The organism is Paenibacillus sp. PK3_47, from assembly GCF_023520895.1.
Taxonomy (GTDB): domain Bacteria; phylum Bacillota; class Bacilli; order Paenibacillales; family Paenibacillaceae; genus Paenibacillus_AQ.
Genome location: NZ_CP026029.1, coordinates 1,633,884 through 1,646,771, shown reverse-complemented (window position 1 = coordinate 1,646,771; position 12,888 = coordinate 1,633,884). Strand labels below are relative to the sequence as shown.

Annotated in this window: 5 protein-coding genes and 3 rRNA genes; all 8 read left to right on the top strand. The window is 50.1% G+C overall.

All coding sequences use genetic code 11. The annotated features are described in order from the left end of the window. Positions 1–23 precede the first annotated feature (23 nt). Positions 24–1,730, top strand: a complete 1,707-nt coding sequence (locus C2I18_RS07390) for an ABC transporter substrate-binding protein (protein WP_249900613.1) — start codon at positions 24–26, stop codon at positions 1,728–1,730. A 193-nt stretch (positions 1,731–1,923) separates the two neighbouring features. Next, positions 1,924–2,898, top strand: a complete 975-nt coding sequence (locus C2I18_RS07385) for a glycosyl hydrolase (protein ID WP_249900612.1) — start codon at positions 1,924–1,926, stop codon at positions 2,896–2,898. 601 nt (positions 2,899–3,499) lie between these two features. Then, a 16S ribosomal RNA gene (locus tag C2I18_RS07380) occupies positions 3,500–5,057 on the top strand. 400 nt (positions 5,058–5,457) lie between these two features. Continuing rightward, positions 5,458–8,505: ribosomal RNA gene (locus C2I18_RS07375) — 23S ribosomal RNA — on the top strand. A 77-nt stretch (positions 8,506–8,582) separates the two neighbouring features. Further along, positions 8,583–8,699, top strand: a 5S ribosomal RNA gene (rrf, locus tag C2I18_RS07370). The 16S, 23S and 5S rRNA genes sit together here, the layout of an rRNA operon. Positions 8,700–9,678: 979 nt before the next feature. Then, positions 9,679–11,589, top strand: coding sequence for a beta-N-acetylhexosaminidase (locus C2I18_RS07365; RefSeq protein WP_249900611.1), 1,911 nt, complete (start codon positions 9,679–9,681; stop codon positions 11,587–11,589). A 154-nt stretch (positions 11,590–11,743) separates the two neighbouring features. Further along, positions 11,744–12,163, top strand: coding sequence for a hypothetical protein (locus tag C2I18_RS07360; RefSeq protein WP_249900610.1), 420 nt, complete (start codon positions 11,744–11,746; stop codon positions 12,161–12,163). Between the two features lie 89 nt (positions 12,164–12,252). Then, entirely contained in the window at positions 12,253–12,831 is a 579-nt protein-coding gene (locus C2I18_RS07355) for a TetR/AcrR family transcriptional regulator (protein WP_249900609.1), read from the top strand. The last annotated feature ends 57 nt before the right edge of the window (positions 12,832–12,888 follow it).

Genomic DNA, 12,888 nt, shown 5'->3' with positions numbered 1-12,888 from the left:
TTATTATATAGGGGGTTAGCTTCATGAAGGCGGAAAAAAACAAACGGGTGCTGTCTTCCATACTGGCACTGACTTTGGCATCAACGCTTGCAGGCTGCGGCGGAAATAACGGCTCCACTGCGGGAGAGGCGGGTAATGCAGAGGGCTCTGCGTCCGGAACAGATACCAAGCCGGTTACACTTACGTATTTCTCGGAGGATTCCAGCACGAACTGGAATAACATGAACGATGAGGTCGGCAAAATTATTACGGAAAAAACCGGTGTAACGCTGGATGCGGAGTTTGCTGTCGGCGATCCGGTGCAGAAAATCTCGCTCATTGCCGCAACTGGCAATTATCCGGATCTGATCGCTGCCAAATCGGATGTCGGCAAGCTTGTCGATGCCGGTGCGGTGATCGATTTGACAGAGCTGATCGACAAGCATGCCCCGAATATCAAAAAGATGCTGGGGGACAAGCTGGTGCGTGCCAAATACAGTCTGGAGGATCAAGCGATCTATGCGGTTCCGACATGGTCTGCGGTGGATGAGAAGAAATTTAAAGCCGACGGCGGTTTTGAGCTTCAGCACCGTGTCGTCAAAGAGGCGGGTTATCCCGAAATCCGGACGGTGAAGGATTTTGAAAAAGTGATTCAGGATTATATCACCAAGTACCCTACGGACGAAAACGGCAATAAGAATATCGGATTTTCGCTTAACGGGGACGACTGGCATATGTACCAGGTGACCAATGCGGGTTTCCAGACCACCGGAGGACCGGATGACGGGGAATATTACATTGATCAGGAAACACATGAGGCAACTTATCATTTCCGCCGTCCGGAGGAGAAGGAATACTTCCGCTGGCTGAACCACATGAACGACATCGGGCTGCTTGATCCGGAGAGCTTTGTGCAGAAGACTGACCAATTTAAGGCAAAGGTAGCTTCGGGCAGGGTACTCGGACTGGCTGATCCCGAATGGGATTACGGTGATGCCCAGAATGCGCTGAAGGCAGCAGGGAAGCTGGATCAGACCTACGGCCATTATCCGGTTACGATGAGCAAGGAATATAAAGACACCAGCTTTTGGCCGGCAGGCTTTGACGGAGGTTACGGCATTTCGATCTCAAGCAAGTGTAAAGACCCGGTACGTGCGATCCGGTTCCTTGACTATCTGGCCTCTGAAGAAGGACAGATTCTCAATAACTGGGGAATCGAAGGTAAGCATTATACGGTAGAAAACGGTACACGGGTGATTATACCGGCTGTACAGGAGCGTATGGATACTGATAATGCAGCATTCCAGAAAGAATCGGGTGTCGGGCTGTACTGGAATATGATGGTCCATTACGGGGACGGAATCAAAGATTCGACCGGCAATTACTTCACCCGCAGTTATCCGGAACAGCTGACGGCCAGCTACAGTGAACCGGAGAAGGAAACGCTGAAGGCTTATGGTGCGGAGCACTGGAAGGATCTTTTCCCGGCCGAAGAGGAATTTGAGCCAAGAGCATACGGTGCGGCTTATACGATGTCACTCGCCAGCGACGATCCTGCTGTCATTCTGGGAGCCAAAATGAAGGACATTACCTGGAAGCGGATTCCTGAAGCCGTGATGGCCAAGCCGGAGGAATTCGATAAGATCTGGGATGCCTATATGGCGGAATTGGATAAGGCCGGCGTTGAAGAGATGGAAGAAGTCTACACTCAGCATATCAAAAACCGTATTGAACTGTGGTCCTCCAAATAATTATTATTGTCAGGTTCTACCGGGCCTGTTACCCACTTTATTAAATCGGGAATGGGCCTGTCTATTATACGCAGTGATGTTTGTTCCTTCATACGGCACAGGTCCGGAAAGCCGCGCGCGGGCAGCCCTTATACTTAAGCGATTGCGGGATAATGTCAATTAATAAAGATTAGAGCGACAGGAGAAAATAGTTATGAATAATGAAATCCAGATTGCGCCCTGCAATCCTAATGCGATAAATGAAGTGAAGAACGTGCTGCGCTACTTAAGCGGGTTGTCCGGCAAGGGGATTCTGACCGGCCAGCACACCCAGACTACGGTGCAGAAAGAACTGCACTATATCGAAGATATTACCGGAAAGCTCCCGGCCTTATGCGGATTTGAGCTGCTTGCTTACTCTCCTAATATTAATTACAGTGATGCCGGTGAAGACTGCCTGATTGAGGTGGAGGAGAATAAGAATACGCTGGATAATGCCTGGGACTGGGCCTTGAACAAGCGCGGGCTGATCACCTTTACCTGGCACTGGTTCTCTCCGTTCGGCAGCCGTGACAAAGGTTTTTATGCCGAGAATACCACTTTTGACGCTTCTCAGGCAGTTATAGCAGGAACGGAAGAGCATACAAGACTCATTGCCGACATGGACCACATGGCGCAGTTACTTAAGCCTTTCTGCGAGCAGCGGATTCCGGTTTTATGGCGCCCGTTCCACGAGGCTGAGGGAGACTGGTTCTGGTGGGGAGTCAAGGGACCGGAGGTTGCCAGACAGCTGTACCGTATTATGTACGAACGCTATACAAATTATCATGGACTGAATAATCTGATCTGGGTCTGGAATTCTCCGCTTGCGGAAGGCTATGTGGGCGATGATGTGTGCGATGTAATCTCCATGGATTTGTATCCTCCAAAACATACCCATACGGATTTGGAGAGTGAATATTCAAGATTAGTGAAAATAACGCCAGCCAATAAGTTGACGGCGCTTGGAGAAATCGGGGTAATACCAAGCATTCCTATGCTTGCTGAAACACGTGTCCCGTGGTTGTGGTACATGACTTGGTCCAATGAATATGGCTCTTCGGAAGAATGGACAACGAATGAGGAGCTCCGGGGTGCTTATAATCATCCCTACGCAGTCACCTTGGACAAACTGCCTAAGCTGTATTGATTCATCGGCTATACTATAGAAGAAGCCCTCAGGTCCGGCGTTTATTATATGCGGGAGCTGGGGGTGTTTTATAAAAAGGTATGTATTAATGTATTGGGATATTTTGAGTGTTGTGCTGCATGTTATAGGAATGCTATATTAATTGTCCGGCCGCAAGTTATAAAAGAGAGATACAGGCTGGAAGAAAATACAGGTTGCATGATTGTTTCGAAATATGATATATTCTTATTCCGGTCGTTGAACACAAGCTAAATTGGAATGACCGAATGAAGAAAAATAAGCTTTGAAAAAATAAAGCTTGCATTAATCTTCGAAAGATGATATATTATAAGAGTTGCTGCTGACGAGGCGATCGACAGTGACGACGAGCTTGATCTTTGAAAACTGAACAACGAGTGAGTACCTGGAAATCACTTCGGTGAGATCCAAAAATTGATGATTTTCACAGCGTCTCGTACGCTTTAGAAATTCATCCTGAGAATGCAAATTCTCGTCAGATGTTTCAAAATGAGCTATCGCTCTTTCTATACTGTATCCTCTTCATCCGCTCAGCTGAGCTGGACTGAAGAGGATACAGGCGACGCTTGCTTCGCAAGCGTCCTAATTGGAGAGTTTGATCCTGGCTCAGGACGAACGCTGGCGGCGTGCCTAATACATGCAAGTCGAGCGGAGCTAACGGTTTCCCTTGGGAAACCGTTGCTTAGCGGCGGACGGGTGAGTAACACGTAGGCAACCTGCCCCATAGCCCTGGGATAACTACCGGAAACGGTAGCTAATACCGGATAATTTCTTTTTTCTCCTGAAGAAAGAATGAAAGACGGAGCAATCTGTCACTACGGGATGGGCCTGCGGCGCATTAGCTAGTTGGTGAGGTAACGGCTCACCAAGGCGACGATGCGTAGCCGACCTGAGAGGGTGAACGGCCACACTGGGACTGAGACACGGCCCAGACTCCTACGGGAGGCAGCAGTAGGGAATCTTCCGCAATGGGCGAAAGCCTGACGGAGCAACGCCGCGTGAGTGATGAAGGTTTTCGGATCGTAAAGCTCTGTTGCCAGGGAAGAACGTCCGGTAGAGTAACTGCTGCCGGAGTGACGGTACCTGAGAAGAAAGCCCCGGCTAACTACGTGCCAGCAGCCGCGGTAATACGTAGGGGGCAAGCGTTGTCCGGAATTATTGGGCGTAAAGCGCGCGCAGGCGGCGATTTAAGTCTGGTGTTTAAACCTTGGGCTCAACCTGGGGTCGCACTGGAAACTGGGTCGCTTGAGTACAGAAGAGGAAAGTGGAATTCCACGTGTAGCGGTGAAATGCGTAGAGATGTGGAGGAACACCAGTGGCGAAGGCGACTTTCTGGGCTGTAACTGACGCTGAGGCGCGAAAGCGTGGGGAGCAAACAGGATTAGATACCCTGGTAGTCCACGCCGTAAACGATGAGTGCTAGGTGTTAGGGGTTTCGATACCCTTGGTGCCGAAGTTAACACAGTAAGCACTCCGCCTGGGGAGTACGGTCGCAAGACTGAAACTCAAAGGAATTGACGGGGACCCGCACAAGCAGTGGAGTATGTGGTTTAATTCGAAGCAACGCGAAGAACCTTACCAGGTCTTGACATCCCTCTGAATCCTCTAGAGATAGAGGCGGCCTTCGGGACAGAGGAGACAGGTGGTGCATGGTTGTCGTCAGCTCGTGTCGTGAGATGTTGGGTTAAGTCCCGCAACGAGCGCAACCCTTGACTTTAGTTGCCAGCAGGTAAGGCTGGGCACTCTAGAGTGACTGCCGGTGACAAACCGGAGGAAGGTGGGGATGACGTCAAATCATCATGCCCCTTATGACCTGGGCTACACACGTACTACAATGGCCGGTACAACGGGAAGCGAAGCCGCGAGGTGGAGCCAATCCCAGCAAAGCCGGTCTCAGTTCGGATTGCAGGCTGCAACTCGCCTGCATGAAGTCGGAATTGCTAGTAATCGCGGATCAGCATGCCGCGGTGAATACGTTCCCGGGTCTTGTACACACCGCCCGTCACACCACGAGAGTTTACAACACCCGAAGTCGGTGAGGTAACCCGCAAGGGGGCCAGCCGCCGAAGGTGGGGTAGATGATTGGGGTGAAGTCGTAACAAGGTAGCCGTATCGGAAGGTGCGGCTGGATCACCTCCTTTCTATGGAGAATCGTTTCCTGCAACGGAAACATTCAAATCTTAAATCTAACCGGTCGGTTAGTTGCTCACTCGTTGCTCAGTTTTGAGAGTTTAAGCTCTCAAAGGCATATCTTTTCCAAAACTTGCTTGTAGTCAAGAGGTTTTGAAATATGATATGATCTTCTTCCGGGGTTAAATCCGGAACACTTGATCCTTGAAAACTGGATACCGAAACGAATTTGCGTTTTAGAACATTCCTTTAAGCTGAACTTGTGTAAACAAGTGAAGATTTAATAGCGATGCTGAAAGCGAAGGTTTTCGATTGTGAAGCGACTTTTGGCTTTGAATATTCTAGCGTACGGAGTGATCCGGACGCGCTATTCAAAACAAGATGAGCAAACAAGCGAAACACCGTAGCGTTGGTTAAGCTAATAAGAGCACACGGAGGATGCCTAGGCGCCAGGAGCCGACGAAGGACGTGGCGAACAACGAAACTGCCTCGGGGAGCTGTAAGCAAGCTTTGATCCGGGGGTGTCCGAATGGGGAAACCCGGCTGTGGTAATTCGCAGTCACTCACATCTGAATACATAGGGTGTGTTGAGGCAGACCAGGGGAACTGAAACATCTAAGTACCCTGAGGAAGAGAAAACAATAGTGATTCCGTCAGTAGCGGCGAGCGAACGCGGAACAGCCTAAACCAGGGGGCTTGCCTCCTGGGGTTGTGGGACGTCTCACATGGAGTTACAAAAGAATATGGTAGGTGAAGAGGTCTGGAAAGGCCCGCGATAGAGGTAAAAGCCCTGTAACCTAAACTGTGTTCTCTCCGAGACGGATCCCGAGTAGTGCGGGGCACGTGAAACCCCGTATGAATCCAGCAGGACCATCTGCTAAGGCTAAATACTACCTGGCGACCGATAGTGAATCAGTACCGTGAGGGAAAGGTGAAAAGCACCCCGGAAGGGGAGTGAAATAGAACCTGAAACCGTGTGCTTACAAGAAGTCAGAGCCCTTTTTATGGGTGATGGCGTGCCTTTTGTAGAATGAACCGGCGAGTTACGTTTAACATGCAAGGTTAAGGTGAGAAGCCGGAGCCGCAGCGAAAGCGAGTCTGAATAGGGCGACTAAGTATGTGGACGTAGACCCGAAACCGTGTGATCTACCCCTGTCCAGGGTGAAGGTGCGGTAACACGCACTGGAGGCCCGAACCCACGTACGTTGAAAAGTGCGGGGATGAGGTGGGGGTAGCGGAGAAATTCCAATCGAACTCGGAGATAGCTGGTTCTCCCCGAAATAGCTTTAGGGCTAGCCTCGGTGAATGGAGTGGTGGAGGTAGAGCACTGATTGGGTGCGGGGCCCGCAAGGGTTACCAAGCTCAGTCAAACTCCGAATGCCATTTACTTCTTGCCGGGAGTCAGACAGTGAGTGCTAAGATCCATTGTCAAAAGGGAAACAGCCCAGACCATCAGCTAAGGTCCCCAAGTGTGTGTTAAGTGGGAAAGGATGTGGAGTTGCACAGACAACCAGGATGTTGGCTTAGAAGCAGCCACCATTGAAAGAGTGCGTAATAGCTCACTGGTCGAGTGACTCTGCGCCGAAAATGTAACGGGGCTAAACACACCACCGAAGCTATGGCTTGGATCGACTTCACTGCGTCTTTGAGGCGGTGTTTGTCCGGAGGACATTGTTGCCAGGAATCATCTGCAAGGATGAATGGCTAAATGCTTCCAGGGGATAAACACATGTGCTTCGAAGCTGGAGTGAAGTCGATCCAGGGGTAGGGGAGCGTTGTATGTGGGTTGAAGGTGTACCGTAAGGAGCGCTGGACAGCATACAAGTGAGAATGCCGGTATGAGTAACGAAAAGATCAGTGAGAATCTGATCCGCCGAAAGCCCAAGGTTTCCTGAGGAAGGCTCGTCCGCTCAGGGTAAGTCGGGACCTAAGGCGAGGCCGACAGGCGTAGTCGAAGGACAACAGTTTGAAATTACTGTACCACCGTAATCCGCTATGAGCGATGGGGTGACGCAGGAGGGTAGTGACGCGGACTGATGGATGTCCGTCTAAGCAGTGAGGCTGGTGTGCAGGCAAATCCGCATACCGTAAGGCTGGGCTGTGATGGGGAGCGAAAATTACAGTAGCGAAGGTCATGATCTCACACTGCCAAGAAAAGCCTCTAGCCAGGAGAAGGTGCCCGTACCGCAAACCGACACAGGTAGGCGAGAAGAGAATTCTAAGGCGCGCGGAAGAACTCTCGTTAAGGAACTCGGCAAAATGACCCCGTAACTTCGGGAGAAGGGGTGCCTCGGTAGGGTGAATAGCCCGAGGGGGCCGCAGTGAAAAGGCCCAAGCGACTGTTTAGCAAAAACACAGGTCTGTGCGAAGCCGCAAGGCGAAGTATACGGGCTGACGCCTGCCCGGTGCTGGAAGGTTAAGGGGAGTGGTTAGGAGCAATCCGAAGCTATGAACCGAAGCCCCAGTAAACGGCGGCCGTAACTATAACGGTCCTAAGGTAGCGAAATTCCTTGTCAGGTAAATTCTGACCCGCACGAATGGCGTAACGACTTGGGCGCTGTCTCAACGAGAGATCCGGTGAAATTTTAATACCTGTGAAGATGCAGGTTACCCGCGACAAGACGGAAAGACCCCATGGAGCTTTACTGCAGCTTGATATTGAATTTGGGTACGATCTGTACAGGATAGGTGGGAGCCGTAGAAGCAGGAGCGCAAGCTTCTGTGGAGGCGCCGTTGGGATACCACCCTGATCGTATCTAGGTTCTAACCTGGTACCCTAAGCGGGTACAGGGACCGTGTCAGGCGGGCAGTTTGACTGGGGCGGTCGCCTCCTAAAGAGTAACGGAGGCGTTCAAAGGTTCCCTCAGAATGGTTGGAAATCATTCGAAGAGTGCAAAGGCATAAGGGAGCTTGACTGCGAGACCTACAAGTCGAGCAGGGACGAAAGTCGGACTTAGTGATCCGGTGGTACCGCATGGAAGGGCCATCGCTCAACGGATAAAAGCTACCCTGGGGATAACAGGCTTATCTCCCCCAAGAGTCCACATCGACGGGGAGGTTTGGCACCTCGATGTCGGCTCATCGCATCCTGGGGCTGAAGTAGGTCCCAAGGGTTGGGCTGTTCGCCCATTAAAGCGGTACGCGAGCTGGGTTCAGAACGTCGTGAGACAGTTCGGTCCCTATCTGTCGTGGGCGCAGGAAATTTGAGAGGAGCTGTCCTTAGTACGAGAGGACCGGGATGGACGTACCGCTGGTGCACCAGTTGTTCCGCCAGGAGCATGGCTGGGTAGCTACGTACGGACGGGATAAGCGCTGAAAGCATCTAAGCGTGAAGCCCCCCTCAAGATGAGATTTCCCAACTAGTAAGACCCCTTGAAGACGACGAGGTAGATAGGTTGGAGGTGGAAGTGCAGCAATGCATGGAGCTGACCAATACTAATCGGTCGAGGGCTTATCCAAAAAACTAACACACAAATTCGTTTCGGATTCAGTTTTCAGGAATCAAGTTCCTGAAGCATTTGCACCGCAGATGCCCGTTTGGTGGCGATAGCGGAGGGGTTCCACGCGTACCCATCCCGAACACGACCGTTAAGCCCTCCAGCGCCGATGGTACTTGGACCGAAGGGTCCTGGGAGAGTAGGACGCCGCCAAGCACACAAAGCCAGCTCATAATGATGAGCTGGTTTTTTATGTTCTTTAACTAACCTCGGGAAATTGAGGTTACTTTCCAAAGTATGCTCTAGTGGGATTTTCTCCACTTAATTTCGCGAATTTTTACTCTATAGGATGATTAGTTGGAAATACTCCTTTTAATTCAGGTCATATAGGTCTTTCAAGACAAATTTAGTGAAATTAACTGGAGTTTTTCCAACTAGCATTGTAATTTCGGTGTCTGAACGAAAAATAGAAGGAGAAAATCCACTTAGCTTGCTTAGAGCTAGGGACGCCACCAAGCACATGAAACCATTGCTGAAAATCAGCAGTGGCTTTTTTATGTTCCTTTAACCAACCTCGAAAAATTTAGGTTATTTTACTATCCAAAGTATGCCCTAAGTTTTGTGGGATTTTCTCCACTTAATTTCGCGAATTTTTACTCTATAGGATGATTAGTTGGAAATACTCCCTTTAATTTAGGTCATATAGGTCTTTCAAGACAAATTAAGTGAAATTAACTGGAGTTTTTCCAACTAGCATTGTAATTTCGGTGTCTGATAGAAAAATAAATGGAGAAAATCCACTTAGCTTGCTTAGAGCCTGATTAGTAGAAGTACATCACCATGCTTAGGCGGCTATCCATAAACACGTTTGTTTATCAACCCACTTACAATTAGCTAAGAGGCGGATTTCTGCGGTAACATACCGGATGAAATCCGCTCTTTCTATGTTCATTGCAGCTGCAGCGGAAAAACATGTGTTGCGCTTCCTTATACATTTAAGATAGCATAGAAAACGAGTAATCAGTATAACGTTATAATGTTAATGGGTGGTGTTCTTCTTTTGATTGGAGTTGTTTTTCTTTTGATTGAAGATTCTTTCTCTGTTGGTTGAAAGTTGCCTTTCTGTGGATTGAGGAATATTTTTGTTTTTGGGTCGAGGAGAGTTTTCTATACTTATTGGAGCGGAGGCAGGGCGATGAAGATTCATTTTGCAGGGGATATAACCTCTTTGCTGTCTGGGGTGAAGGTTTTGTCTGCCGAACTGGGCATGGAGATGGGGGAAGACGGACTTACCGTACAGGTCGAAACCTTGGAAAGCGGCCTTGAGGTCGGATGGGAGAAGGAAACAGGTTATATCCGTTATCATCAGAAGCATCAGTTCTTCCGCGGGCTTGGGCTTTTTATTCAGCACTGGCGCACGGGGAAGCCGTTTCATATCCGGGAACAGCAGCAATTCGACCTGGTTGGACCCATGTTCGATCTGTCCCGCAATGCCGTGCTTACGACAGCCAGCTTCAAGCTGATGCTAAACAAGATGGCGATGATGGGACTCAATACCGTGATGCTCTATATGGAGGATACCTATGAGATTCAGGAGGAGCCTTATTTCGGGTATATGCGGGGCCGTTACACGCAGGAAGAACTGAAGGAGATTGACGACTATGCCGACCAGTTCGGCATCGAAGCATTTCCCAGCATTCAGACGCTTGCCCATCTGGAGGAGTTCCTGAAGTGGGAACCGGTATCCTATTACCGGGATACGAAGGGAGCTCTTCTTACGGGGGAAGAGCAGACCCGGGTACTTGTAGAGCGGATGATATCTTCGGTTAGTGCTCCCTTCCGCAGCCGCAAAATCCATATCGGCATGGACGAGGCGGAGGAGCTGGGCCGCGGTAAATATTTGGACCGCAACGGGTACATAGACCGCTTGGAGATCATGACTGCCCATCTGGAGATTGTGCTGGACGAGGTACGCAAGCACGGATTAAAGCCGATGATGTGGAGTGATATGTTCCTCAAGCTGGCATCGGATAGCGGCAGCGATTACTATGATTCGGAAACACAGATCCCGGAAGACATGGCAAACCGTATTCCCAAAGATATGGAGATGGTCTACTGGGATTATGGCCATAAGGAAGCGGTAGAGTATGAGAAGCAGATCGCCAAGCACCGGCCGCTGGGCACGAGGCTGGCGTTTGCAGGTGCTGTGTGGATTTTTAATACCTTTGGTGTGAATTACGGCCTGTCTCTGCCCGCTTCCGATACAGCGCTGCAGGTGTGCAAGAAAGAAGGCATCCGTGAGGTATATGCCACCTTGTGGGGGGACGACGGAAACGAAGGGAATCCTTTTGCGGCACTGCTCGGGCTCCAGCTCTATGCAGAGCATGCATATTCGCCTGTGCAGCCGGAATGGCAGCAGATAGCAGAGCGCGCGGAATTCTGCACCGGTATTTCTGCTGAGAGCTATCTGCTGATGAAGGACCTGGATGAAACTCCCGGCTCGGAACCGGGCAACCGCATTCAGAGCAACCCTTCTAAATTCCTGCTGTATCAGGATGTGCTGCTTGGACTGTTTGATCTGCAGATTGAAGGACTTGCGCTTAACGATCATTATGAACAGCTCGAACAGCGAATCCGTTCCGCACGGGCCGGTTCTCCCAAAGCAGAGACGATATTAACTGTACCCGAGAAGCTGTGCGGAGTCCTGAAACGCAAAAGCCAGATCGGCATAGCGCTGAAGCAGGCATATGATGATCAGGATATGGAGGCTCTGCAACAGTTAGCTGCGGAAGAACTCCCTGCCATTGCAGAGGCTGTGTCTGAACTGCGGGATGCCCACCGTACGCTATGGTACAGCATGTTCAAGCCGTTCGGCTGGGAGGTGCTCGATATCCGTTATGGGGGCGTCTTGAGCCGGCTTGATTCCGCTGCGCAGAGATTAACGGACTACACCGCAGGTCGCATCGCGAAGATTGAAGAGCTGGAACAGGAGCGGCTGCCGTTCAGCTCCCATAACCGGACCAATAACAAAGGTACGGGCTGGTGCAGCTATTATTACCGCATGGCTTCGCCCAATGCTTTTTTCCATGTACTGAATCCCCTTTAAGCAAATTTTTCTATTGGGAATGATCAGTAAAAATAATTCTTTACTGATCATTCCCAATATGCTAAGATGGGTTCATAAAGCAAGGGAACAGAGATCAATACCGACAAAATAGAATGATCGTTCCCGATACATAAAGCTTAAGGAGCTGATGGAGATGAATTATTTTAAATCTGCACATGGCACTGTAACCTGGGATGAGGGTATGAAGCGAGTGACGATTACATGGGACGGCTTTTCTTACGGAGAGGAGTTTCAATTGATTCTGCTGAAGGGAGCCGAACTGCTGAAACTGAAGAACAGTGACAAGGTGCTGATGGACACCCGTCACGGTTCAGCGATCAAGGAGCTGGATAAAATTTGGATGTCTGAGTTTTTTGTACAGCATGTCTATAATAGCGGGCTCCGTTATCTCGCTCTGGTTGAACCCGGCAGCGTAATCGCCAAAATGAGCATTAACCGCACCGTTAACGGTCTGGGAACACTTCCCTATCAGCAGCAGAGCTTTACCGGCTTAGAAGAGGCATCCCGGTGGCTCGAAGGTATCAACGAAGCTTCCGTGCTTGCGGTCAGCTAAACGGGGGCAGCAGCAAGCTTCATCATCCATCCCTTTCCTTACCGGCCGCAGCCCGCTATACTTATAATGATCAAGGGGGGAGCTCAGCAATGGCAAGAAGCAAGGAGTTTGAGGAGAACGAGGTTCTGGATAAAGCAATGAAGCTGTTCTGGGAACAGGGATATGAGAAAACCTCCATGAACGACCTGGTCGAGCATATGGGTATTCACCGCAGAAGCCTGTATGATACGTTTACAGATAAACACACGCTGTTCCTCAAAGCTATCGACCGTTTTGGCGAAAAGGTGAACCAAAGTCTGACCGCCGGAGTCCGGCAGGCCGGAAGTGCCGCTGAAGCGTTGCAGTTTGTGTTCGATTATATGATTTTTGGCGAGGAAAATATGCCCCCGGGGTGTATGCTGGTGAACTCAGCTACGGAGCTTGCCATCAGGGACATGGAAGTGGATGCGAAATCCCGGGCAGGCTTTGCACACACAGAGCAGATGATCCGCGAGATTGTAGTCCGTGGACAGGAAAACGGCGAATTTAACACACAGTTCAGCGCAGCGGATCTGGCAGCTTACCTGCACAACAGCCTCGTCGGGCTCCGGGTAATGGCACGGACGTCCGCGGCCAAGGAGCAGCTGCAGCGGATTGCAGATTTATCCATGCATATTTTAAAAAAATAAAAAAACGCGCATTGCGCAAATTTTTTTTAATCTAATTAGAACGATCATTCCCAAATT

What these genes read in the sequence shown, in the direction of transcription:
- C2I18_RS07385 (WP_249900612.1), top strand. Translation starts at nt 1,924, where the DNA reads ATGAATAATGAAATCCAGATTGCGCCCTGCAATCCTAATGCGATAAAT.
- C2I18_RS07355 (WP_249900609.1), top strand. Translation starts at nt 12,253, where the DNA reads ATGGCAAGAAGCAAGGAGTTTGAGGAGAACGAGGTTCTGGATAAAGCA.
- C2I18_RS07390 (WP_249900613.1), top strand. Translation starts at nt 24, where the DNA reads ATGAAGGCGGAAAAAAACAAACGGGTGCTGTCTTCCATACTGGCACTG.
- C2I18_RS07360 (WP_249900610.1), top strand. Translation starts at nt 11,744, where the DNA reads ATGAATTATTTTAAATCTGCACATGGCACTGTAACCTGGGATGAGGGT.
- C2I18_RS07365 (WP_249900611.1), top strand. Translation starts at nt 9,679, where the DNA reads ATGAAGATTCATTTTGCAGGGGATATAACCTCTTTGCTGTCTGGGGTG.